The organism is Photobacterium ganghwense, from assembly GCF_017329545.1.
GTDB classification, from domain to species: domain Bacteria; phylum Pseudomonadota; class Gammaproteobacteria; order Enterobacterales; family Vibrionaceae; genus Photobacterium; species Photobacterium ganghwense.
The window spans coordinates 876,101-901,294 of the sequence record NZ_CP071326.1; the positions used below are offsets into that span (position 1 = coordinate 876,101).

Genomic DNA, 25,194 nt, shown 5'->3' on the forward strand with positions numbered 1-25,194 from the left:
GCCAACAATCAGTAGACACGAATTAACTTAATCTCATATTGCATTTCATACTCTACTGGCGACAGCTGATTATTGGAACCATATTCTAGCTAAGGAACTTACTCGCTTATGTTCAGCTTCGAGCTAGCTGCTAGAACTAACTCACTTCTGCCCCATTGTTACTTGGGGCTAGTACTAATCCAACTATTGTCAGTATGGCTTTGCCTTAATAAATCTTATTTGAACTCGCCGCCAAATGAGTGAGCTTATCGATGTAACTCTACAACACTCATCGTGAAAACTAAATCCGAATCAGCTTGGTTTGAGTAGCTGTGAGGGACATCCGTTTTAGCTATAGCGGACTGACCTTCAAGCAGCTCTATGGTTTGCCCATCAATATTCAAAGTAAGTATTCCAGACTCAACATGAAAAAGTTCAAACGTACCTTGTGGATGACCTGATGATTCAAAAATTTCTGATGACTTCATATCCCAGCGCCATAGTTCAATCATATCGGGACCGCTAGTTCCTGCCAGAAGCTTTGCGCTACCACCGTACTCGCCAGTCCATAGCGTTGGAATGTCCTCTTTATCAATGACGTTGACGGTTGGATTACTCGCAACATTCACAATATCGGCAACCGATATCCCAAGGGCAGCAGACAGTTTACACAACGTCGAAATGCTAGGGTTAGCCGCACCTTTCTCTACTTCGACTAACATACCTTTACTGATGCCTGCTCTTTTTGACAAGGTATCCAGTGACAGTTTGAGATGTTTTCTATGTTCCTTGATCCTTGCTGCTACAGCCTGATTTATGAAATCAGCATCAGCACCACTATCGGTCGATATATTGACTTTTTTGGTCATTGTAATGTATCTTGCACAAAAATGAATCACTGAAGGAATTATCTAATGGTTGTTATAGTGCCGTCAATCGATGCTCGCATTTCCCATATTGCACCAGAGTTCAAAGCATTGAGCATATCCGTTAAAGGAACGGAAGTTCAAAAGCCAGAGTACGCAAAACAGGTTCTGCAAGAAGCGTGTACTTCCGTCATTGAGAATGACCATTCATGGGCAGAATCACACATCAATGCGTGGGGCGATGTTTTTCGTCAATTTGGCGCTAAACCAAATAGAACTCCTTGCTCCGCTGCGGCACTGCGAAAACGAGTACTGAAAGATGGAGGAATGCAGAGCATTGACCCTATTGTCGATATTTATAATGCCATCAGTATTCGATACGCCATACCCGTTGGTGGTGAAGATATGGACAGTTATCAAGGAACGCCAACACTCACTATCGCAGATGGCTCTGAATCCTTTGACACCATGAAAAATGGTGAGGTTTCAATTGAAAACCCTGATGTTGGGGAAGTAATTTGGCGCGATGAAGTAGGCGTTACTTGTCGTCGTTGGAACTGGAGGCAGGGTGTCAGAACCCGAATTGAATCTGACACACGTAACATGTGGTTTATTCTCGAAAGCTTGCCAGAAATGCCACTAGAACACTTGCAGGAGGCGGGGCAAGAAATGATTAAGCACTTGCAAGTGATCATGCCTGATTCAGTGATAGAACAATCGTTAGTATTTGCTTCAAAATCGATTGAGGTTTGATGTGATAAATACTTTGTTAACTGGTGCCGTTGTTTCAGGAAGTTTGATTGTCGCAATCGGTAGCCAAAATGCGTTTCTATTAAAGTGCGGATTAAAAAAGCAATACGCACTGTCCGTTGCTACTATTTGCTTTCTTGGTGACATTCTACTGATAAGTACTGGTGTACTGGGTATAGGGACACTGCTCTATAAAGCACCATTATGGAAAGACCTTTTGACTCTTGGCGGCGTAGTATTTCTTTTCTGGTATGCCTACCAATCTGCAAAATCAGCTTGGAAAGGTTCAAGTCACCTAGAGTTGGAAAATTCGGACATTGCCCAGAGTTGGTTAAAAGTCGTTTTAATGGCGATGGCTATCACTTTTTTAAATCCACATGTATATCTGGATACGGTGGTGATACTCGGGGGCGTGACTGCTCAAATGGAACCTGATGAAAAACTATTGTTTGTTATAGGGGCACTGATCGCATCAGGGGGCTGGTTTTATGGATTAGTGTATTTGGCTAACAAGTTGATCCCACTTTTTAGTAAGCCAAGAACATGGCAAATTTTAGATTCTGCGATTTCATGCATCATGTGTGGTATTGCATTGAAGCTGGCAGCACCTTTGTTAAGCCAATACATATAGAGCGTCGCGATGAAGCTGCATTTCTATTAACTAAATTGCTCCTGTTAGATTGGACACTGAGTTTCCATACCAGAAGTTATTCGTGCTTTGCTAATTTAAGTAAATACTCTTAACCATTTCTGTCCAATTGTGAGTTACGATACCAGCGGATGTGTAAGATCGAGTATGAGCTACTACACCTGAAGCGCTTTGCTCCGAAATTATTTTTCATCAGCAGCCGAAGCGGATAACTATATCTAAAAAAAGCCTCGCACTATGTGAGGCTCGATGATTATTCGCCATCTAAGCATGGTAGCTAATTGAATCTAAGAAGTTTTTAATTGTTGGCACTCAGAAGGCTGCCTTTCATCATCGACCACTACAACGAAAACTCTAACAAATGCAGATTTTTTTAATTCCTTGTTTAGTGGCGGAATGAGACGCTAGGCGTATATGTTGACAAATCGGTGCTTCAGCCTGAGTGCGATTTAAAGTGATAATATGAGTTACTTCTTGATCTATCTGCAATTTTGTAAGAGCTTACAACTGAGCTCGCCCGCCATTACAAGATATGTTTCATATTCAGTTGCTATTTTTATCTAAAGATCGCGCATTAAGATCTCAAATTCATCCTCGGCTTCATTTATCAGCCGGGTGAGCTCTTTCGCATCCTCATCCGATAACTCTATGCGCCAGCAATGCTGTTTTTGTTTGCTGTGTTTCTGACAAACAAGAATGGTGACTTTACCATTCTTTTGAAAGGATAAATCTTCAAAATCGCCATCCAGTGCCTTCTTCTCATCTTTAACATCAATGTGAATATTCCCCGTTGGATTGATTGTAACCTGAGCCTTTGGACGTTTCTTTTTGGCTAGAACATAAGCGCAATGTTTAGCGAACATGTTACCTCTCTCGTGCTGCGAGCTTGTAAATAAACATTCAAATTATAGAGCTAGGCAACATCGCTGCCAGAAAAAAGCATAGGAGATTGCTGGAACTACAAAGTAAATCAAATTCCTGATTATCCCCTATCATCGATACTAATCTATGCTTTGAAGCAACCATTTTTGTCTTCAGCTTCGCTGATTTTTAGCGGCAAATTGTCCAGTTGATGTTACATCCTAGGAGGAGCCATGAGTTTTCAACATCTTCTGCTTCCTGTTTCCCCTGAGCAAACGCTGGGGGATGCTTATCATGAAGCGCTGCAAATTGCCGATACTAAGTCGGCCAAGGTTACTTTGGTCACGGTTATTGAAAATATTGATGAATTAAAAGAAATTTCGCACTATTCCTGCACGGCTCTGAGCCTTTTTGATAAAGTAACAAAAGTATCTCATCAAGCCTTGGAAAGGCATGTCCATTGTTTAAAAGTCAAATACCCAAGTATAAAGTTCTCCGTCATCGTCCGGCTGGGGATACCTTTTGTTGAAATCATCAAAGTAGCCAATGAGTTTAAGGCCGATTTGATTGTGATTGATACCCGCTGCCAGAATAAAACGCAAGCTTGTCAGCGGGGGAGCACCATTCGCCATTTAATGCGTAAGTCGGCAATCCCTATCTGGTCCTGTGCCATTCACCATACACCGATCCGCCGGATAGGCGTGGCTGTTGATGTCTCTTCTTCGGAGCATTCCACCTTTAATGAAAAAATCCTGTCGCTAGCATTAGAAGTCTGCGTATCCACCAGAGCTGAGATGATACTACTGCATGCCTGGCGTTTAGATCTTGAGGGGTTTTTTCGTAAATGGGGGAGTTACCGTGACCTTGATATCGACTTAATTGCGAAAGAAATGCGATCAGATCGTGTCAAACGCATGAAATCGTTGCTGGCACCGTATAAAGACTCATCAGTGACACAGCAAATCAAAATATTGGAAGGAGAAGCCAAAGTGGTTATTCCTCGCTTTGTAATGGAACAAGAGATCGATATGATGATCATGGGCTCACTGTCTCGGACTGGAATTGCCGGTTTTTTGATGGGAAATACCGCAGAATCCATGCTCGATAAGCTTACTTGTTCAGTGCTCACGCTCAAACCCGATGCGTTTCATTCTCCAGTCTTAGGCAAGAAATAATATGTTGGCATATTAGAGAGATGTGTTAGAGGTGGCGGATTGATTACATCATCCGCCTTGTCTATGCGCTCTCCTGTGGCACTACGCCGCACTTTCATTCATTTTCAGCCTTCATAATGGGTAGCGTTCGTGAGTTGCACGCCGCCTTACTAAGTCCAAATTATCATCAACAAACTTCCCATGTTACCTAGTCTGTGACCAAATTTTCCTAATTCATAGAATCTTGCTCTTTAAATGATCAATCGTCATAACTGCGAGTATGGTGAGGTGAATTTGGCAACGTGAATCCGTTGTTTGTCTATAGCCTTTTTGGGGCGTAGAGGTAGTGGATCCAGTGTCGTCGTTCACACTTTAGTGGCGTCATTAGTGGCGTCATTAGTGGGCAGGTGAGCGATTACGGTTTTTCTCTGTGAGAGAAAAGCTGAGCAACAAATGAAATGTATAGGTCGGCAGCCTGCGGTGATAAACTACCGCAGAAGCTGCTACCCCGTCACCTAAGAGGTGATATCTCACTATGGCATTTTAGGAATATTTGCTTTCAGTTGCTTAAGAACATACTGAAGAATACCTCCCGAGTTAAAATACTCGAGCTCCTTCGGGTTGTCGATACGTGCAATAACGGGAACGGTATGCTCCGAACCTTCAGCGGTTACGACGATAATGTTGAGCTCTAGTAAGGGCTTAAGAGGTTCATTTGGAGCGATAAACACAGTCTCATTACCTTCTAGAGTTAGTGAATTTAATTCATCTGGTCGCATCAGTTGAAGAGGCAATACGCCCATACCAACTAAATTACTACGATGAATCCGTTCAAACGATTCCGCGATTACTGCTTTTACATTCAATAACAAACATCCTTTTGCCGCCCAATCACGACTAGAACCTGAACCATAGTCTTTGCCAGCAAATATTACCAAAGGAACTTGAAGTTTGATTGACGTCCTGCTCGCGTCGAAAATAGGAATGACTGGAGGCGCTTTCTCATTAGTCGACATGTTACAGTCATCCAGTTTGGTATCGCCGTAACATCGAGTGACACCGCCTATAGTCGGGGAGGCTATTTTGTTTTCCAAACGTACATTTGAAAAAGTCCCACGAACCATGACGTGATGATTCCCTCGGCGTGATCCATAGCTGTTGAACTCTTCTGGGGCGATGTTTTTTGAAAGCAAATATTGACCCGCCGGACTATTTTCTGAAATGAGACCTGCTGGCGAAATATGGTCGGTTGTAATCGAATCCCCCAAAATTGCTAATACACGCGCCGATTCAATAGGAAAAGTCGGTGGTGGTATTTCCAAAAATGGAGGGCGTTGTATATAAGTAGAGTCTTCGTCCCACGGGTAGCAGGGACTGTCTTTCATCGACAATTGCTCCCACTCTTCATCACCTTCGCTAATGTCTTTGTAGCTCAATCTAAAGTGGCTCTCATTTACTTGATTCAGCATTTCATTCAGCATGGTTTGGCTTGGCCACAGATCTCTTAGATATACAGGCTCATTGTTACTATTGATACCAATTGGGTCGCTATCTAAGTCAATACAGGTCGTCCCTGCTAATGCAAACGCGACGACTAATGGTGGTGAGGCAAGCCAGTTTAGGCTAACAGATGGGTGTATTCTACCTTCAAAGTTCCGATTACCTGATAATACTGCCGATACGTTCAGGCTGTTCTCCAAGATCTCTGTTTCAAGATTATTTTTCAATGGGCCAGAGTTACCAATGCATGTTGTGCAACCGTATCCAACTCGATGAAATCCCAATAGATCGAGGTAGTGTTGCAAACCAGTATCATTGAGATATCGAGCGACAGCTAATGACCCGGGTGCGAGAGACGTTTTGACGTAGCTAGGAACGGTCAACCCTTTTTTTACTGCTGCCATAGCAACCAAACCCGCAGTCAGCATAACGGCAGGGTTCGACGTGTTAGTGCATGAGGTGATGGCTGCAATAACGACATCACCATGGTTTAAGTGCTTATGTGAGTCTGAGCGGTCTGAGTTTGAGGCACCTACAATAGAACATTGATCAAAAGTTGCTTGCTTGATTGCACTGATGTTAAGTCTATCTTGCGGTCGTTTTGGGCCTGCTATTGAAGTGACAATATCAGATAAATCCACCACAACAGTTTCATCATACTCAGGTGAAGGGCTGTTTGAATCCCACCATAGTTCTTGCTCTTGAGCATAAGCACGAACTCTTTCAACTAGTGAAGATGGTCGGTTTGTAAGCGTTAAATAGGCAATAGTATTTTCGTCAATCGGGAAAAAACCACATGTGGCGCCATACTCTGGGGCCATATTGGCAATTGTAGCACGGTCGGCCACAGATAATTGCGCTAAGCCACAACCATAATACTCAACAAATTTACCGACCACTCCGTGCGACCTTAACCTTTCAGTAATCGTCAAAACCAGATCAGTCGCTGTAACACCGGGACGTAATTGTCCGTCAAGTCGCACACCGACAACACGTGGGACAGCGATATTGAGCGGCTGACCTAGCATTGCTGATTCGGCTTCTATGCCGCCCACGCCCCAACCCAACACACCTAATCCGTTTACCATAGTCGTGTGGCTGTCGGTTCCTATAACAGTATCTGGTGTTAACACTCCATTTTCGTCTTCACGAACAACTTGCGATAGATACTCTAGATTTACTTGATGGCATATACCCTTACCGGGCGGTATCACGGTCAAGTTATGGAAATTTTTTTGTGCCCATTTTAGAAATGTGTAGCGCTCTCTATTTCGTGCCATTTCATGTTTACGATTCGTATCTATCGAGGATTCTGAACCTGACTGATCAACAATTAACGAGTGGTCTATGACAAGGTCTACCGGGCACTTAGGGGTGACATGGCTTGGGTCTCCGCCCCCTTGGGCTACAGCGTCTCTTATAGCGGCTAGATCGACCAAAGCAGGTATTCCGGTATAGTCCTGCATCAGCACTCTGCTAGGATAGAAACTAAATTCTGATGAGTTACTGTTGCTTTCGGAATCGAACGTCGTCTTTTTACAGAACAATGCATCAATGATCCGAGATGACTCTTTTAAATCAGAGGTTTGTCGGATTACATTTTCAATAAGCAGGCGTTTAGTGAAGGGAATTTTGCACAGGCTTACTTGATAATCTTGTGCAAGTTTTTTTAATGACCAGTATCTATATTCAGTGCCGTTTACATCCAGTGACCTTTGATATGTTTGGCACCATGATTTTTCGCTGGTAGGTATCATGATTTGTTTCCTTTCAATAGTGGTTGACCTTTGTAAAATGAACCTCCATGTCATATAGATGTTTTTTGGGCATTTTTATATCTCCCATATCCAAATAGCTTTAATCAGCTGAAAACCTAGAATCTGAAAGGATCAGAGTTGAAGTTCTAAAAGAAGGAATAAGTTGAAATGGACTTTTGCCAACAAACAATAACTAGACTCAAAAAAATGTTGGCAAAGCTTGTAATTACTGTGCCTTCAACCATATCTCGATGAGAACTACATTTGTTGCTTGCCGAACTTTCTCACCAGGCTCAACTTCAAAACTGATTTTTTGCCCTTCCAAGGACGTTAAACCCATCAGATGAAATCGAACGGAAATAGACAAAATGTCCTTGTTATAAATATCTTTGGCGATAAAACCAAAGACTTTATTTTAGTTAACCCATTTTACTGTTCCAGTTACTCTGTCGGACATATATACCTCGACTAATATTACAGCGTAAGGCTATGATATATATAACTATATTATATTCACTCAAGAGGGCTGTCGAAGAAGTTAAACGAAAAAAATTCGAGAATTATTGTGCAGAAAACTTGTTTTATAATGAAAATAAAACTTAAATTGACGGATCTACTTTAAGTATAAGTCTTAATTTCAAAATAGTTACTTTATCCCTAGGTCATATATTATTTTATTTATAAGTTTATGATTTTATGAACAAATATCAGCAGGTTTTAACGTTTTGGTTAATTGTGATAGCTTCATACATCGTAGCTCTTAGGTAGACACTGACTTGATGCCCATTTTGTGGACAAGCAGTCTAAGTTGCGGTGAGCTGGGATTTGTCATACTAACAGTATTTCAAAATTTACTAATTTAGCAAGTGCTGTAACTCGCTTCCTTCCAGTTACGATTTACCACTACGCCTCCATTTTCCTTAGCTGATTTATGTGTTACGCGGTCACTTAAAGTGATCTGTTTCACAAACCGACGAATTTCTCTCGTCGGTTTAGCCCCCTCAAAAAACATTTTATTGGTGCTACGAAAGGCTCAAAAAAGTAAGTTTTCTTCCTTGATTTGTCCAAACCGACGGGACTTTATTGTAAACCGACGAAATCGGGAAATTTCGTCGGTTTGAACCGACGAAGAGCCAAAAACCGACGAGATTGGTCTGCTCGTCGGTTTGAGAATAGGAAAAAATGAAATCCGTCGGTTTGAGAATAGTTATCATCTGGAAATTGGTCTAAACAAAAAAAATTGCATTACCAATGGCTGTTAGTGACTGCTACCATTTTGGCCTGCTTTAAGCCTATGTTCTAACCATGCAGCCAGTGTTGAAAGTAAAAGTGTCACGCACAAATAGATGGCCGCGACGGTAAACCAGATCTCAAACGGCATGGCGGTATCAGCCACAATATTGCGTCCTTCGGTGGTCAGGTCAAAAATGGCCATTACACTGACAATCGACGAATTTTTTACCAGCGACACAGCTTCATTGGTCAAAGGGGGCAAGATGCGGCGAATCACTTGCGGCAGAATGATAAACCTGTAACTGTCGGTTTGGTTCAAACCAAGACTGTCGGCTGCTTCAAATTGGCCTTTATCAATACTCAGCAATCCGGCACGTAAAATCTCTGCGGTGTAAGCGCCCTGAAACAGTGACAGGGCTAATACAGCAGTGGTAAATCGCTCCAGGCCCAATACCGGACCAAACACAAAATAGAGTAGGTAAATTTGTACCAGTAATGGCGTGTTGCGAATGAGTTCGATGTAAGCACGAGCGATGCCACGGCCCACCACTGAATCTGAGCGGCGGAGCAGGGCAGTAACCAGCCCGATAACCAGGGTACACAGCAGGCTGACCGCCGAAATCTCCAGTGTAACTTTCAGTCCTTGCAGTAACTCTGCGGCATACCATTCCCCATCTTCCGTAAACCAGAGGTATTGCGGAATGCGGTACCATTGCCACCGATAGTTCATAGATTCGGCACCTTGCTCAAGCAACCAGAGCAGAAATACACTGACCAGAGCAATCTGCATCAGTCCGCTGAGTACAGGGCTGATTACCTTGCCGGTGGTTGACCGCCATCCTGCCTGTGGTAACAACGGGTTAGTATTTGCTGTTCGTGCTGTTCGTGCTGTACGGAAAATTTTCACTGTTTTTGTCTGGCTACTTTTTTATCGCGAATGAGTTGATTGACGCCGAGTCTGTGTATCTATTGATCTGTGTATCTATTGATTAGGTGCAGCTATCCGATACTGCCAACCTGCATTCTTTGCAGGGTAGTTTTAATATCAGTAACTTAATATCTGGTCGAGAAACTGTCGGGTACGAGGGTGTTGCGGCCTGTCAAACAATGTGGCGGGTTCAGCGACCTCAACAATTTCCCCTTCATCCATAAACACCACCCGATCGGCAACCTGGCGAGCAAAGCCCATTTCGTGTGTGACACAAACCATGGTCATTCCGCCTTCAGCCAGTTCTTTCATAACATCCAGTACCTCACGGATCATTTCAGGATCCAACGCGGAGGTCGGCTCATCAAACAGCATGATATCCGGCTTCATGCAGAGTGAGCGGGCAATCGCCACCCGTTGTTGTTGTCCACCGGAAAGCTGTCCGGGATATTTGTTTGCCTGATGGGCAATATGCACCCGTTCCAACAGGCTCATGGCTAAGACTTCCGCATCGGGGCGGGACATATTCAGCGTCCGGCGGGGGGCCAGCGTTAAATTGTCCAGTACTGTAAGGTGAGGGAATAAATTGAAATGCTGAAAAACCATACCGACTTTGCCGCGAATTGCTTTTAAATGGCGACGGTTTAAAGGATGCCCTGAAACTTCAAGCTGACCTTGGTCAAATGACTCCAACCCGTTGATGCAGCGGATCAGGGTTGATTTTCCTGAACCTGACGGGCCGCAAATCACTACTCGCTCGCCGCGGGAAATGGTCAGATTTATGTGCTTCAGGGCATGGAAGTCACCATACCATTTTTCGAGTTCACGGAAGGTAATAACCGCATCCTGCGTCATCGCAACGACCTTGTTCATTCGATAAGTGATTGAAGTTATGTTATTCGTTGCGTAGTCAGAATTCAAAGCCTTGTTCAAAATATCATCATTGTGATGTCTTTCACTGCACGCCAAACGTTTGGCGGATAATTATTAAACGGCAGAAAAAAAATCGTATTTGATCGTAAATAGCGTTTGCACTACCAGATAAAGAAGGATAAGTTAAAGTCAAATAGAAGTGAAAAATACTGTCAACCAAATCTGTAAACTTTTCGTTGCGGTTGGCGGGGTAACCTCAGGAAGTAGCAATGCATAAAACCGATGATGTCCGAATTCGCGAAATTAAAGAACTTCTCCCACCTGTTGCCGTACTGGAGCGTTTCCCGGCAACTGAGCAGGCGTCCGAAACGGTTTACCAGGCTCGTCAGGCCATTCACAACATCCTGAATGATGAAGATGATCGACTGCTGGTTATCGTAGGTCCATGCTCAATCCACGATACGAATGCTGCGCTGGAGTATGGCCAGCGCTTAAAAGCTTTGCGTGAAGAACTCAAAGACGATCTGGAAGTGGTGATGCGTGTTTATTTTGAAAAACCGCGCACCACTGTGGGCTGGAAAGGGCTGATTAATGACCCGTACATGGATAACAGTTTCCAGCTGAATGATGGCCTGCGTCTGGGGCGTAAGTTATTGCTTGACCTGACCGACATGGGTGTACCGACTGCCGGTGAGTTTTTGGATATGATTACGCCGCAGTACATGGGGGATCTGATCAGTTGGGGTGCGATTGGTGCCCGTACAACAGAATCACAAGTACACCGTGAGCTGGCTTCGGGCCTGTCTTGTCCGGTTGGTTTTAAAAATGGTACCGACGGCAATATCAAGATCGCGACGGATGCCATTGGGTCTGCCAGCGCACCGCACCATTTCCTGTCTGTGACCAAATACGGTCACTCGGCCATTGTTTCAACAGCCGGAAATGAAGACTGCCACATTATTCTGCGTGGCGGTAAAGAACCGAATTACAGTGCAGAGCAGGTTAACGACATTACGTCCAAACTGGACTCAGCGGGTCTGCGCCAGAAAGTGATGATCGATTTCAGCCATGCAAACAGCCTGAAGCAGTTCAAACGTCAGTTGCTGGTATCAGAAGATGTTGGGCAGCAAATTGCGAATGGTAACAGTGCAATTTTTGGTGTAATGATTGAGAGCCATTTGGTCGAAGGCCGTCAGGATATCGTTGATGGTCAGGAGCCAACTTACGGTCAAAGCATCACTGATGCATGTATCGGTTGGGCTGATACCGAGACTGTGCTGCGTCAGCTGGCCGCTAGCGTGAAGCAACGTCGTCAGGCTCGCGATTAAAACAGCTTTTTTCTGAAGATGAAAGCCTGGCAATCGCCAGGCTTTTTGTTGCCTTCGTCCCTGAATAGGTCAGCGGCAAATGGTGAATTCAGCCAGCATCAGAATCAAACTGACTCCTCATCTGTTAATGACTGGTATCGGCAATATTGTAAACCGTTGCCTGCGATTTATAGGGGTAGTTGCCGGACAGTTTTACTGGCGGTGCCTGAATCTGCAGTTTTCTTGCCCGTTTCAGGTTTTCCTGGGCTTTTGCGTAAAACATCGGGCTTTCATTGACGGCACGTTCCAGATAATCGACGGCAGCTTCGTAGTCACCTTCCAGCATAGAAAAATACCCGATGTCATTGAGCGCTTCCTGACGAGGCATGGCCCGTGACAGGGAGTCGAGCGCATCCTCGTACCGACGAGATTTAATGTAAGTCAGCCCCAGATTAGACCATGCACGCTTGTCGTTTGGATACAGTGTAGCTGCACGGCGGTTAACCGCTTCTGCCTCATTCAGGTTGCCGGCAAGATAGTAGGAGTAGCCCAAATTGGTCATGGCTTTGTGCGAGCGGTTATCAACCTGAAGCACTGAACGATAAATCCGCTGCGCTTCGTTATGGCGGGCATCTAAATCCGCCAGTATGCCCAGTCCGACATAAGCATTTAACGGGGAAGAGGTGTCCAGTTTTAATGAGCTGGCGAACAGATCATGTTGCGGTTCCCAACTGGTATTTCCCTGACGCTTTTGATCCATTTGTACAGTGTGGATCAGGTGTTTTCTGGCGGTATCCGATTCACCCATTTTAAGCTCGATTATACCGAGTGATGCAGCATATTGAATATTCTCCGGTTCGATTAGCGAAGCTCGAGAATAGGCCAGTTTGGCCAAATCGTGATTACGTCGTTGTTGATGGATGTAGCCAATTTTGTAGTACGCCTGGTCAGCATGCTTTTGGGATGGGAAACTCAGGGCGCGAATGTATTCAAACAGAGCGAGATCCGGTTCGTGGGCCAGATAAGCTTTGTCACCGCGTTGAATGGCTTCTTCCGGTGATTCCGGTGGAAAATCATTGGATAAGCCCAATGTGGGTTTGCCGTCATATAACTCGTGTTCAAATGAAACGCCTTTTTTGTTGGCAACATCTTCTGAGTTACTGCAACCCATTGTCATGAATGCCATCGTGCAGGCCATTGCGGCCATTACATAGAGCGAGTATGAATGTGACATATATAAATTCCTTCTTGTCGTTTATCTGCCCGCGAACATGTCCAGTACCTTGACGACAGCCGGGCCGACTGCCACCGCGAAAAATCCGGGCCAGATACAGGTAACGAGTGGGAAGATCATTTTAGTGCCGATTTTGGCGGCTTCTTCTTCCGCTTTCTGCTGACGTCTGTCGCGAAACTCTTCAGCATACTCCCGCAAGGTATCTCCCATACTGGCGCCTAATTTGATGGACTGATTAATGATACTGATCAGTCCCTGTAGCTCTTTCAGGCCGGATCGGGCAACAAACTGATTCAGCGCCATCGGAATAGAGGCGCCGACCCGGATTTTCTGACAAACCAGCTGTAATTCATGGCTGAGCGCCGGTGACGACGCGCCGATTTCAGTCGCTACCCGGTTGAGTGCGGCCTGAAAACCTAGCCCGGCTTCAGAGGCAACAACCAGCAGATCAAGGGCATCAGGAAATGCGTTACGCAAGGCTTTGATCCGGCGGTTGGCCATTCGTTTGAGAACGAAATTGGGGAGGAACGTGGCAATGGCAATCGACATCAGGGTGTAAATCAGCGTCTGTTGTGTTGTCACTTCGGGTAAAAATCGGGTTACTACCAGAGTGCCCAATGCCAGCAGCAGCGCAAGAATGATTTTAATAGCGTAAAAAGAAGCTACTGCTTTATGGTTTTCAAACCCGGCGTGCATCAACATTTGCTTAACGTTAAATTGCTCCGTTTTGGATTTTGGGGTGACATACTTTTCCAGCGATTCCAAGGTCTTGTTGAGCTGCCGGTGAGAATGCGGCATGCCATGGCTGCCGCCATGTGTTTGATGAGAAATAAACTCTAACTGCTTTTTCAGGGGATTACGGGCGTTGACAACCAGAATCCAGACACTGACGGTCAATGCCACAGTGCTGATAAAAGCAAACCCCAGAAACAGCCAGTAGGCATGCTGCTCATTGTCTACAACGGAATTAAACAGTGTCATCAGATAATCCATTTCACACCTCGATGCGCAGGATTTTACGGATCCACAGTAAGCCCAGGAACATGGCGACCCCGGTTCCGGTCAGAACCGAATGGCCACGCTCAGACTCAAGCAGTGGGTTGATGTAGCCCGGATTGCTGAGATACAACAATAAAAACAGGACAAAGGGCACCATCATCAGCACCCAGGCTGACATTCGGCCTTCGGCGGACAAAGTGCGGACTTTGCGCATTAAGCGGAAGCGTCCGCGAATCACGTCAGACAGTTTCTCTAGGGTTTCGGCCAGGTTGCCGCCGGTTTCTTTTTGAATAATAACGGCACTGTTAAAGGCCAGTACGCTGATCGACGGGTTACGATGGGCAAGATTAGCCAGAGCGACTTTCAGGTCGACCCCGAAGTTCAGCTCTATAAACACCTTGCCAAATTCTCCGGCAATGGGCTGGGGCATTTCTTCACTGACGGTTTTCATCACGTCGGTGAACGGATAGCCAACCAACAGGGCACGTTTCATGACATCCAGCGCTTCGACAAATTGCTCTTCAAACAACTGGAGGCGTTTTTCCATTTTCAGCCGTAAATACATGACCATAGCCAGTAATAACACGAAAGGAACGGCCAGCATGATTTTCGGGCTGAGGGTGAGCAGGTAGACCCCGGTCATGGCAAAAACGGTGCCTGCGAAAAACCAGAGTGCAACTTGGTAGGCTTTCCAGTTGAGCCCGGCCAGTGACAGCCGCTCCCCCAGAACTTCACCAAAGGCATTGTTTTCAAGCCAACGTTCGGTGGGGGAAAGCTGATCCAGATAATTTTTTCGTAGTAACGACTGTTGATTGTTTTTGCCGGTTTCCGCAATCGCGTCCAGTTGCTTTTTCAACAATCGGGAGCGGCTTGCCCGGGTCCCTGTAACGGATATCAGCAGGGTTTGAGAGATCACCACGACTGCCACAAACAGGATGAGCAGATAGAGTTGCAGATTCTGATCCATTACGCCCCCTCATGCTGATTGGAAAAATAGGAGTACGGTAAATCAATACCCATATGTTTGAACGTATCGATGAACGAAGGCACATTTCCTGTTGCCTGATAGGCGCCCAGTACATTCCCGTTTTCATCAATGCCAGCGCGTTTAAAGCAAAACAGCTCGGTCAGGGTAATGACGTCCCCCTCCATGGTATTGACTTCGACAATACTGGTAATTCGCCGTTTACCGTCTTCCATACGTCTGAGCTGGACGATAACATTCAGGGCAGAAGCAATTTGCGATCTCACATTTTTAATCGGCATATTCCAGCCTGCCATTGCAAACATATTCTCGATTCGACCCAGAGCATCGCGTGGGTTGTTAGCATGGATGGTGGTCATTGAACCATCATGGCCGGTATTCATAGCAGCCAGCATATCAACCGCTTCAGCGCCACGAACTTCCCCTACGACAATACGGTCAGGCCGCATCCGGAGTGAGTTAATCACCAGTTCACGCTGGGTAATTGCGCCCCGGCCTTCGATGTTGGGCGGACGGGTTTCCAGTCGCACGACGTGAGGTTGCTGCAGTTGCAGCTCCGCGGAGTCCTCAATCGTAATGATTCGCTCGTTGGCCGGAATGAAACAGGAGCAGATATTCAACGTCGTGGTCTTCCCTGAACCTGTTCCTCCTGAAATCAGGATATTCAAGCGCCCGCGCACAATTGCATGCAGGAAATGTGCCATATTCTGGTTGAGGGTGTCATATTTGAGCAGCTGCTCGATATCCAGCTTTTCAACGGCAAAACGACGAATGGATAACGAAGGGCCATCAATGGCGAGGGGCGGGATCACGGCATTGATCCGTGACCCGTCTTTGAGGCGGGCATCAACCATCGGTGAGCTTTCATCAATTCGCCGACCAACCTGCGACACAATGCGGTCAATCACATTCAACAGATGGCGATCATCACGAAATGTCGCGTAGGTAGGTTCCAGTTTGCCTTTGCGCTCGACATAGATCTGGCTGCTTGAGTTCACCAGAATGTCAGAAATTGTTTTGTCTTTTAGCAAAGGCTCCAGTGGGCCGAGCCCCAGAATTTCATCACCAACTTCTTCAATCACCCGTTGGCGACTTTCCGCATTCAGGGGAACTTCTTTATCCAGCAGCAACATGGCGGCCATGTCAGCAATTTGTGACCGGGCTTGATCTGCCGGCATACTTTCCAGTACTGCCAGATCCAGCGTGGTAAACATAGCGTCCAGCAGATCATTTTTGATGGCCTGCTCCTGAGGATTCGGCGCGCTATAAGAGCTGGAATGGCCGTCATCCGGTGGTGAAAATTGCTGAGCAGACTGCATCGCATCTGGCATATCAATGTCTGACAATACCGTCTGATCTTGCTCAGCAATAGGGGGCTCGTTGAGATGACGCTGCGAATCGGGCTGTTGAGTGCGTTTTTTCAGAAACATATTCAGCTCCTCAGAAACGTAAAGAAGCGGCGCAGGCCTTTGGATTCCTCCACGCTTTGACCGGCAATGATATGAGTGACATCTCTCAGTGCTTTCACCAGTTGCGTTTTTTCAAAATGGGTCGCTAAGAGTTCCCCTAAATTACTGGATGCACTGACGGTCGTATAATCATTGGGTACCAGAAGCAGCTGGTCAGTATGCAGGGTGGCCTTAATTTCCTCAGGTTTGATGTTGATGCTTTTGGAGTACCGGTTGACGATCACTTTGATCTGCTGATGCTGGTAGCCGAATAAGTGTCTGAGCTGTTTGATTAAAACAGCGGCTTCCCGAATGGCCGGGATACTTTGCTGGACGACAATGAAGACATGGTCAGCCATGGTCAGCGCTGGGGAACTCCAGTTTTCCAGCCCTCGGGACATATCGATGATAATGTGGCTGTGAGTGCTTCTGGATTGCTCCAGAAAGTGGTGAAAAGCATTGGCACTGAATTCCGGCACACTGTTAAACAAAGCGTCCGACCGGCTGGTGATAAAACGGAGCCCGGAAGAGTGTTTTGTCAGAACACCATTGAGTGCATATTCATCCATGGTTTTCACCTGCTTCAGCGCATCGTTCAGCAGGAATTTCGGCGGGGTAGAGAGCAGCCCGGAGACACAACCAAATTGAGCATCGGTATCAATCAGCACTGTCGAATATTTTTCCAGTGTGAGCAGGTGTGCCACAGTGGTCGACAAAACGGATGATCCCATACCGCCTTTGGCGTTCATGAAAATGCTGACTTGTCCTTGTTTTTGATTCGCTTTTTTGGACTCAGCACATTCAAACAGGATCTGATCAAGTTCTTGCTCGTCAAATGGGATGGTCAGTACATCTTTCACCCCTTTTCGCAGTGCCTGACGCAGCAGGTTGGTGTCAGAGTTTCCTGTAACCAGAATGATCGGGCAGAGCGGCTTCATGGCGTCCTGAATCAATGTCATCGCGACGTTCCAGTCGCATTCCCCGTCAATGAAAATGACATCCGGCTGGCCTGTCTGCTTCAGGTTGTTTAACCCGGAACGTAACTCAAATTCGCCCATTGGGTGAAAAGAGGTATTTGGCCAGAGCGCTAGATAGTCGCTGAGCGGCTGGATGAAGTCGCTTTGATTACTGACAATCCAGCCGTCTACTGTGGTCAATAAGGGGGGCTTCTTCTGTGTAGACGCATCCACCTGATCTGACTGGCAATATGTATTGATAGTCATAACGCACCTTAACAATCAGTAAATCCGGTTCGGGTGACCCCGAGGCTTTCTCGTGGCATAAGCGTTGAGAATGCGGGAGCCGTAAAAGTGAGGCCGAGTGGGGATAGCGGGATCATGAGTTGGAGCTGGTAGTTGATGATCCGGGCTTCAATGAATTCGATTTGGTTAAATGTGGCGCTGGCCATGAGATCTGCAGTAATCGGCGTGCCGGTTTTATCCAGATAGCGCACATCGAGATTGTCGACAGAGAAATTGGGTAAAGGCACAGAACCGATCAGGCTGGCAATTTTGGCATCCTGCTGTTCGGTGGTTGAAACTTGGCAAACCACCGCAATGCGAGCCGCTCGGCGACTGGTTTCGTTGAGCAGGTGCCAGGTAAACAGCAGACGCCCGAATTCGATGATGCCGAACAGCAGAATAAAAAACAGCGCGCTGATGATCGTAAATTCAACCAGGGTGTTGCCAGCTTGTGTTTGCGGGCCGGATTTTTTTATGCGGCTTTTATTTAAGGCACCAATGTTTAACGCGCCTGTTTTTAAAGAACTTATTTTTAAAGCACGTTGAGTGGATTGCCCTGCATAAGGGGAGCGGTGATGGCAATGGGATTTAATCATCATAACACCCTCATCGAATAGCTGGAGACCAGCTTGAAGTGCATGTTAATGGCATCGCCACCTACCAGTGCGGGGATGTCGCCAATAACGGGCTGGTAGGGGTAGGCGATCTCAACTTTGATGTAGTTATCCACCAGGGAAATATTCACATGGCTGGCTTGCAGGTTGTCAATTACCGGGTTGCTGCCACCATTGATTGACCCGTATACCGCCAGGTTTTTGGCATAGACAATGTTCTCGGTTGTCAGGGCATAATTCCCGCTGGTGCCTTTAATGATCTCACCAGACAGGTAACGAGCACTATCGCGGCTGACTTTTTCGATTTCGGTGTAGGTATAAATAGCCCGCCCGATTTCGCACAGTGAGAGAAACAGGAACAGCAGAAACGGCAAAACAATGGTGAATTCCACGATGGCAATACCCTGCTGCCGTTGCCGCATGACAAATAATGAGCGACGTTCTGCATGCCCGCTGAACGAGGAGATGCCAGGTTTTACCCGATTATCTTCACAATGGATAAGTTCCGACGGGATGTGCCCGCAATGATGAAGCCCGGTACGGGCACATTCCGCTGTTGGATGAGGTGTCAGGTCAGAAGGCGTCATCATGAATCCTCGCTGTCAGGATCGTCAAACAACACGATTTTGTATGGACCATTTTCACCCGGCTGGTTACTCGCGTTGCCGCTGTCATTGCGACATTGAGAAATGAATTCACCAATAATCCAGGAACCCTGGCCGCTTCCGGATTTGTCATCGACGGTTGTGGTAACGCTGACGGGTTGTACCAGATAGAAGCACCCCAGACCTTTGAGGGGAATATCCATGCGTCCACCGGTTTTGGTGGCTTTGTCGCAGTCGAGAATTGGCACGGTGACAATTCGGCGGAAAAAGCCGCCGCTCTGACAGGTGGAAGAATTCATGCAGCTTTCGTAATCGCCGTTTTCATACGACGCCATGTATTTGTCGTAGTTGTATATCTGGTCGTAGGTTTTGTTGGTGGAGTAGTGGGTACTGGTCTGGCCGTCAGCGCCAGCAACCGTGGTTTCCTCAACAGCCGCATAGTTGCTGTCATAATAGGGGTTGATGTCACTGACATACTCAGAAGCGCGGAGTCCCCCGGAATAGATGCCGAAGCGGGTATCAACGGCGAGCGTCGGGCCAACCATGTTACCGGTTTCGGTGGTGATCATTTCGCCTTCAGTGGCGTTGAGGCAGCTGTCGTATTTACCCGCCAGCGCATCCCGGTAGGCATTAGCCCCTGTTTGTGAGTTGCCATCGGCATCTGTCAGGGTAATTGCCATAAAATTGCCTGAACCTACTTCGCTATTGCTGCTGGTGGAGGCTTTCAGGACATGCAGCGAATGCTGACTGTAGCCGGAGATGGTGCTGGGATCAGAATCGCCCTCGCAGATACTCAGGGGTACAATATTGCAGGTTCGGGACAGGGTTGTGCTCGGACCGGCAACCGCTGAGGCTCTGGCGATCATATCGATGTTGAAAATGGTGACTAAAAAGTCGGGGATATCCACCCCTTCAATGCGCACTCTGACATAAGTGGCATCTTCAGAGGTGGTTGTTGGGTCAAAAGGCAGTTGTTCTGAGAATTCAAAGATGATGTCGGTATCTTCGATAGAAACTGACCGGTAGTTATCACTGGCCAGATTATCGGTAATCGCCTGAGTGCCAGCGGCAATGGCTTCTGCCTGTGTGCCGCCGAGATCCAGTGTTTTTGCGGCACTGAGTGCCGCAGAATCAGCCAGATTTTGCAGTTTACCTTTGGATAACAGCATATTGCCGACATCCAGTGCCAGCGCGCCGGCCCCGATAAGCACGGCCATCGCAATGGTTGCAAATATCGCGACGATACCTCTTTGCCGTCCGGGAAAAACGGGTTGAGTATGAAGCGCTTTCATCCTGAACCTCTCAGTGCCGGCCATCAGAGCCAGCTATCAGAATCAACAACAAGAGCCAGGCAGCGTTTAGTTTTTGGCAATTAAATCTTGCCGCTTAACGCTTTCCTGCTGTTTACCGCTTTCTTCAGATTTCATTGATTTGACGGCTTTTTTGCCGCTAAAACCGGGCGAACTCAGTGGAATACGGTTTTCTGCTGCTGGATCGATGGTTTGTAGCTGTATCAGGCGATTTCGACTCTGGCCCAGCGGGATATCTTCTGCCAGTACCGTGCCGGTCATACCTACCGTCAGGGCGGTGATAATCACATACTTCATGTTTCCTCCCATTACATTTTTCGGCCATTACAAACATGGGTTATCAGAGGCTGTGGCCAAATTTGCCTTCGGTACCGGCAACGACAGAAGGAATCGGTGCCGATGCCTGAGTCGAGTAGGTACTATAGCTGTTTGGTGCTTTGGCTTTGAGTTCACTCATACGCCCCAGCAGGTAGTATTCCCAGTCGTTCGGTTCAACAAAGTTATCAGTGGGCAGGGAGACATCCTGACGGCGTACGGGTTTAGCAAGGCGAGGGGTCACCAGAATGACGAGCTCGGTTTCGCCCTTGCGAAACGCCTGGCTGCGGAAAAGCTGGCCGATGATAGGGATGTCCCCGAGTCCGGGTAAGCGGTCGACCACATCGGTAACACTTTCATTCAGCAGGCCTGCAATGCCGATTGTTTGACCATTGCCCAGAGAAACGGTGGTTTTGGCGCTGCGTTTCGTCAGAGAAGGGACAAAAAACTGGGTGCCGGAACCTGATGGAGTGACGGTAACGGCATTTTGATTGGCAATTTCACTGACCTCGATATTCAGAGCCAGGTTAATGTTGTCTGCCGAAGAAACGGTAGGGATGAACTGCAGACCTACCCCGAATTCCTTGAATTCAATGGTCACATTTTCATTGTTAGGTACAGGTACTGGAAATTCGCCACCGGAAAGGAACTCTGCTTTTTCACCGCTCAGAGCTGTCAGGGTAGGCTCTGCCAGTACCTTGGCCAGACCGTTTGTTTTGGCAATATTGAAGGCCGCCGTAAAGAGGGTATTACCACTCATAAAGCTGGCAAACAGACCGTTGTCATCAATATTCAACGGATTTGGCGCAATTTCATCAATGACCGGGCCAATGACGCCTCCGTTACTGCTATCAAAAACCGGAAAGCGCGTGCCGCTGTCGGAAATGGCGTCCGGGAAACTGGCGCCGCCGTTAACGCCACCCCAGGTCCAGTTACTGCCGTTCCGGGCAAAGATGAATTTCGAATCAAACTCTCTGACCAGCGAGCGCTGTACTTCTGCAACCGTTACTTCCAGCATGATCTGGTGTGATCCGCCGACTTTCATCATATTGATAACGCCTGCGTTTTTGCCGGTATAGGTGCTGGCAATTTCCTCAGCCATCGCGATGCGTTCTGCGCTGGATACATCTCCGCTGAGCACCAGTCTGTCCTGACTGGTGTACACCGAAATGCGCTCTTCAGGCAGAAACTCGTAGAGTTTGGCTTTCAGGGCGTTTAAATCGTGGGTGACTTCCACATCCAATACCGTGATCAGCTTGCCCTGGTTGTCCCAGATGATGACATTGGTTGTGCCTTTCTGTTTACCCAGTACGTAAATGCTGTTCGATCGCATGATGAGAATATCGGCGACGTCAGGATTACCCACCGAAATTCGCCGTGCGCTGCCGGGAATGGTCACCAGACGTGACTTATTCTGTGGCACAGTAATTGACTGAGTGCGCGTGGCAAACGTCTGTGTACTGAAACAGATTCCAAACAGCAGCACGACACAGCTGACGATGGAAAGGGATAAACTAGCAATGGGCGTTTTCATACCATCAGCTCCTTTTGCTATATGCGGACATTAACCCGGCTGGTGTCTGTCCCTTTAATGACAGTGACACTCTGGTTGGTGCGCGGGTAGATGCGGGACGGTTTTTCCATCGGATCATTCGGATTTCGCAGTGACAATTGCAGCTCACCTTTGGATTTCGCTGTGATCAGCGATTCCGCTTGTTTCGGGGTAAGCTCCAGTGTGACCGCGCGTACGATGATAGGTTTGGAGTCATCGGTTCTTGCCGTCTGGTCAACGGCCAGAATCTTGATTTTCTTCAGTACAGTGCGTGCCTGCCCGATTTTTTCTTGGGCGTAAATGACATCAACAAAGTCACCCGGCAGCAGGAAGCCTGCGACACCGATAACGTCGTTGACCCGGATTGTCACAGCCCGCATATTGGGTGAAATCAGGGCAGCCAGGGTGGTGCCTTCACCGGGAGTCACAATGCGTTCCTGGCGCAGGATGTCACCGGCAAAAATTTCATTGCGGGCAATCAGTCCGATAACCTGTTCCGTGGTTTCAAATCCGGTACCTTGAACCAGTTCTTCTGGGTAATAGGCCAATTTCAGGTGCTTTGCTTCCAGTTGCGTCCCCAGTGGAATATCTTGCTGGGCGACGACCCTGGAGACTTTAGGTTCGGGCTTAATCACTTCAACCTGCACCGTGGGCTGACTGGTTTGCGCGGGTAACGTGGCTTGCTGTTGCCTGATCCATTTGTTGGCCATAATCAGTGCACCAACCCCCATGGAAAGGGAGATTACAAGCATGATGAGGATTTTACCTTTCGTCATGGTTAACTCCGGTTGACTGATCGTCGACAAAATAACAATGCCAGACCAGCTCGATCAGCGACTGGTCAATAACGGGCGATTGTTCAGTAAATTGAATTTGGTTATGGCACATTGACACCAAATCCCGTGGATAGCAGGGCAACAAAGGGATATGTTGACGCTGATGTAACGTATTAATCACGAAGTTCAGCGTTTCAGTGCTGGTCGATAAGCCGAATTGCTGACAGTGTTGCTGCCAGAGTTGGCAATAATCTTCCCGGCTGATGGGGCCAAATTCGATTTTGTAACCGATACGGCGTAAAAAGGCATCGTCAGCCAATTTGGCAGGATGAATATTGGATGAAAAGACAAGTATCTGTTCAAACGGAATATCAAAATGTTCCCCGGATGCTGTTGCCAGATAATCAATCCGCTCTTCCAGTGGAATGATCCAACGGTTAAGAATGGCATCTACTGCTACTTTCTGGCGTCCTAAGTCGTCAATCAGCAAAATACCGTTGTTAGCTTTCATTTGTAACGGTGCACGGTTTATACGGTGGGTGGCATCAAACGTAATTTCCAGCATTTCAGCCGTGAGTTCACCGCCTACAACGACCTCAGGCCGTTTGCACCGGATCAAACGTTCATCATGGCCTTCATCAAGGCGCATTGTAGCCGCGGTTGATGTATGAACCGCCTTGTGCAAAATCGGGTCATATACCTGAATGATTTGATTTCCGACGCAAACGGAGTAAGGAATAAAAATGTCGTTGTTGAATAAAGACACCAGCCGTCTTGAAACGTAAGTTTTCCCGGTGCCGGGCAGGCCATATATAAATATGGCTCTGCCCGAGTTTAGCGCAGGCCCGACTTTAAAAATAATATTTTCAGGAAGAACAAGTTGATTTAACCCTGAACGGAGTAATTCAGGTGTTACGCGTTCCTTGCTGGAAGATTGATTCAATACCAGGGACTGGTAGTGTGTTAATGATATCGGGGCAGGGCCAATATATCCATCCCGTTGTAATTCGTGCTGTGCAATTTGTCGCCCACGTACTGTCAGGCTATAGCGCAAAGAACGGCTATATTTTCCGTCAGAGAATATTTCTATTAATGCTTCTGATTTCAGTTTTTGTAAAACAGGATCAACAATATTACCGGTTAAACCTAATTTATGTGAAAGTGTAATGGTATCTTCATCCGTTGATTGCATGAGATGCTTAAGCAACAAGCTTTCAATTACTTTACTGGGTATGCCACTTTCTTTAATTGAAATAGGTTTGTTGGTGAGTTTTGCCTGATTATCTGATGCTTTATTTTCAGAGAGACAGGACGCAAACGTGTCCATAATACGTACCCCTGTATATTAAATGAAAGCGTTATATATAAAGATAGTAATAGGTTGTTGCTAATAATATTGCACCACCCATAGGCATACCACTGGCTGCTACTGATAGCTGACTAGGCCGAATATACACACCATACCAGAATGATTGAATCCAGCGTTTGATAAAGGATAATAATTCACCAGAGCAGGCGAGACGAAGCACACAAATGATGCCAGAGAAAACCAGAGTGATTGCGATTAAATGAATAATGTTCGGATAACCGATGATGATACCGAGAGATGCTAAAAGTTTAGCATCCCCGGCACCAAACATACCTAACGCGTAAAACGGTATGCAGATAAACAAACCAACAGCAAAACCGAGCAGGGTTTGAAAGAGTGGCACCGGAATAAGGTTATGAGTCTCTGTTATATTCAGTGTGGCTTGTGTTAACCCAAGGATGAGGATAGCAATTATTGATTTGTTTGGTATTTTAAAATACATCAAATCAAAAAACGCAGCATAGGTGACAAGACCAATGATAAAGAGGTTCATAATTTATCCACTACTCCATTTAATAATATTATATTTTTTATTTTTTATTTTTATATTTTAAGTTGTAGGTTTACCGCCAAGACTTGTAATAAGTGTATTAATTGTTGTTTTTACAGTTGTACCTAATTCTGAAAATGCTGTAACAACTCCAGCAGCTACAAGTGAACCCGCTACTGCATATTCTACCGTGGTTAATCCTTCTTCATCACGACAAAATTCGATAAAAAGTTCTTTAACCGATTTCATTAGACCACTCCTCGAATGAAAGTATTTTGTGTAAAGCATTTGTGTCAAAAGACAATATAAATTTAGACAGATGTCATAAAACCTCAAGCCGAAAAATGTCAATTCAGAATGTTTTTAAAGTCAGACACTTTCTCTTTAGTGATAACATTA

At 46.4% G+C, this 25,194-nt stretch carries 23 protein-coding genes and 1 pseudogene; 4 read left to right on the forward strand and 20 right to left on the reverse strand.

The window, feature by feature from the left end:
- Window positions 1-245: 245 nt before the first annotated feature.
- Entirely contained in the window at window positions 246-848 is a 603-nt protein-coding gene (locus FH974_RS19970; RefSeq protein WP_207104161.1) for a helix-turn-helix domain-containing protein, read from the reverse strand.
- A 45-nt stretch (window positions 849-893) separates the two neighbouring features.
- On the opposite strand from FH974_RS19970, the gene FH974_RS19975 reads away from it, so the two are divergent.
- Together FH974_RS19975 and FH974_RS19980 are read left to right on the forward strand one after the other, a co-directional pair.
- Window positions 894-1,598 (forward strand): B3/B4 domain-containing protein, encoded by a 705-nt coding sequence (locus FH974_RS19975; RefSeq protein WP_207104162.1) that lies wholly within the window; start codon window positions 894-896, stop codon window positions 1,596-1,598.
- Window position 1,599: 1 nt separating this feature from the next.
- Window positions 1,600-2,226 (forward strand): LysE/ArgO family amino acid transporter, encoded by a 627-nt coding sequence (locus FH974_RS19980; protein WP_242551969.1) that lies wholly within the window; start codon window positions 1,600-1,602, stop codon window positions 2,224-2,226.
- Window positions 2,227-2,804: 578 nt separating this feature from the next.
- Here FH974_RS19980 and FH974_RS19985 read toward each other — a convergent pair.
- Window positions 2,805-3,107, reverse strand: a complete 303-nt coding sequence (locus FH974_RS19985; RefSeq protein ID WP_207104164.1) for a hypothetical protein — start codon at window positions 3,105-3,107, stop codon at window positions 2,805-2,807.
- 231 nt (window positions 3,108-3,338) lie between these two features.
- Between FH974_RS19985 and FH974_RS19990 the strand changes: the two genes are divergently transcribed.
- The gene (locus FH974_RS19990; RefSeq protein WP_207104165.1) at window positions 3,339-4,280 is read left to right on the forward strand and encodes a universal stress protein; all 942 of its coding nucleotides are present in this window, start codon (window positions 3,339-3,341) and stop codon (window positions 4,278-4,280) included.
- A 512-nt stretch (window positions 4,281-4,792) separates the two neighbouring features.
- Here the strand turns inward: FH974_RS19990 and acnA are convergent.
- The 4 genes and pseudogenes from acnA to FH974_RS20010 form a co-directional block, all read right to left on the reverse strand.
- Window positions 4,793-7,516 carry an aconitate hydratase AcnA gene (gene acnA, locus FH974_RS19995; RefSeq protein WP_207104166.1) on the reverse strand — a complete coding sequence of 908 codons (2,724 nt, stop codon included), beginning with the start codon at window positions 7,514-7,516 and terminating at the stop codon, window positions 4,793-4,795.
- A gap of 226 nt (window positions 7,517-7,742) precedes the next feature.
- Window positions 7,743-7,913, reverse strand: a pseudogene (locus FH974_RS20000) (cold-shock protein).
- An 861-nt stretch (window positions 7,914-8,774) separates the two neighbouring features.
- Window positions 8,775-9,539, reverse strand: coding sequence for an amino acid ABC transporter permease (locus FH974_RS20005; RefSeq protein ID WP_207104236.1), 765 nt, complete (start codon window positions 9,537-9,539; stop codon window positions 8,775-8,777).
- A gap of 255 nt (window positions 9,540-9,794) precedes the next feature.
- Complete coding sequence (locus tag FH974_RS20010) at window positions 9,795-10,532, reverse strand: amino acid ABC transporter ATP-binding protein (RefSeq protein WP_047884318.1); 738 nt, start codon at window positions 10,530-10,532, stop codon at window positions 9,795-9,797.
- 287 nt (window positions 10,533-10,819) lie between these two features.
- Between FH974_RS20010 and aroG the strand changes: the two genes are divergently transcribed.
- Entirely contained in the window at window positions 10,820-11,878 is a 1,059-nt protein-coding gene (aroG, locus tag FH974_RS20015; RefSeq protein ID WP_047884317.1) for a 3-deoxy-7-phosphoheptulonate synthase AroG, read from the forward strand.
- A 124-nt stretch (window positions 11,879-12,002) separates the two neighbouring features.
- Here aroG and FH974_RS20020 read toward each other — a convergent pair whose 3' ends face one another.
- The 14 genes from FH974_RS20020 to FH974_RS20085 form a co-directional block, all read right to left on the reverse strand.
- A complete protein-coding gene (locus tag FH974_RS20020; protein ID WP_047884316.1) occupies window positions 12,003-13,091 on the reverse strand; it encodes a tetratricopeptide repeat protein in 1,089 nt (362 codons plus the stop codon).
- 21 nt (window positions 13,092-13,112) lie between these two features.
- Window positions 13,113-14,072, reverse strand: coding sequence for a type II secretion system F family protein (locus FH974_RS20025; protein WP_242551970.1), 960 nt, complete (start codon window positions 14,070-14,072; stop codon window positions 13,113-13,115).
- 13 nt (window positions 14,073-14,085) lie between these two features.
- The gene (locus tag FH974_RS20030) at window positions 14,086-15,057 is read right to left on the reverse strand and encodes a type II secretion system F family protein (RefSeq protein ID WP_047884314.1); all 972 of its coding nucleotides are present in this window, start codon (window positions 15,055-15,057) and stop codon (window positions 14,086-14,088) included.
- Complete coding sequence (locus tag FH974_RS20035) at window positions 15,057-16,505, reverse strand: TadA family conjugal transfer-associated ATPase (RefSeq protein WP_047884313.1); 1,449 nt, start codon at window positions 16,503-16,505, stop codon at window positions 15,057-15,059. The genes FH974_RS20030 and FH974_RS20035 overlap by 1 nt, the downstream gene beginning before the upstream one ends.
- 2 nt (window positions 16,506-16,507) lie before the next feature.
- A complete protein-coding gene (locus tag FH974_RS20040; RefSeq protein ID WP_047884312.1) occupies window positions 16,508-17,746 on the reverse strand; it encodes an AAA family ATPase in 1,239 nt (412 codons plus the stop codon).
- A gap of 8 nt (window positions 17,747-17,754) precedes the next feature.
- A complete protein-coding gene (locus tag FH974_RS20045; RefSeq protein WP_242551971.1) occupies window positions 17,755-18,363 on the reverse strand; it encodes a TadE/TadG family type IV pilus assembly protein in 609 nt (202 codons plus the stop codon).
- Window positions 18,360-18,965 (reverse strand): TadE/TadG family type IV pilus assembly protein, encoded by a 606-nt coding sequence (locus FH974_RS20050; protein ID WP_242551972.1) that lies wholly within the window; start codon window positions 18,963-18,965, stop codon window positions 18,360-18,362. The genes FH974_RS20045 and FH974_RS20050 overlap by 4 nt, the downstream gene beginning before the upstream one ends.
- On the reverse strand, window positions 18,965-20,275 hold the full coding sequence (locus FH974_RS20055; RefSeq protein ID WP_207104167.1) for a pilus assembly protein TadG-related protein: 1,311 nt from the start codon (window positions 20,273-20,275) through the stop codon (window positions 18,965-18,967). The genes FH974_RS20050 and FH974_RS20055 overlap by 1 nt, the downstream gene beginning before the upstream one ends.
- Before the next feature lie 66 nt (window positions 20,276-20,341).
- Window positions 20,342-20,590: a hypothetical protein gene (locus FH974_RS20060; RefSeq protein ID WP_047884310.1), complete on the reverse strand. Its 249-nt coding sequence runs from the start codon at window positions 20,588-20,590 to the stop codon at window positions 20,342-20,344.
- 43 nt (window positions 20,591-20,633) lie between these two features.
- On the reverse strand, window positions 20,634-22,142 hold the full coding sequence (locus tag FH974_RS20065; protein WP_047884309.1) for a type II and III secretion system protein family protein: 1,509 nt from the start codon (window positions 22,140-22,142) through the stop codon (window positions 20,634-20,636).
- A gap of 17 nt (window positions 22,143-22,159) precedes the next feature.
- Window positions 22,160-22,936 carry a Flp pilus assembly protein CpaB gene (gene cpaB, locus FH974_RS20070; RefSeq protein WP_047884308.1) on the reverse strand — a complete coding sequence of 259 codons (777 nt, stop codon included), beginning with the start codon at window positions 22,934-22,936 and terminating at the stop codon, window positions 22,160-22,162.
- Entirely contained in the window at window positions 22,923-24,263 is a 1,341-nt protein-coding gene (locus FH974_RS20075) for an ATPase AAA (protein ID WP_047884307.1), read from the reverse strand. The genes cpaB and FH974_RS20075 overlap by 14 nt, the downstream gene beginning before the upstream one ends.
- 31 nt (window positions 24,264-24,294) lie before the next feature.
- On the reverse strand, window positions 24,295-24,798 hold the full coding sequence (locus FH974_RS20080; RefSeq protein WP_047884306.1) for an A24 family peptidase: 504 nt from the start codon (window positions 24,796-24,798) through the stop codon (window positions 24,295-24,297).
- A gap of 57 nt (window positions 24,799-24,855) precedes the next feature.
- Complete coding sequence (locus tag FH974_RS20085; protein ID WP_084712496.1) at window positions 24,856-25,044, reverse strand: Flp family type IVb pilin; 189 nt, start codon at window positions 25,042-25,044, stop codon at window positions 24,856-24,858.
- Between the last annotated feature and the right edge of the window lie 150 nt (window positions 25,045-25,194).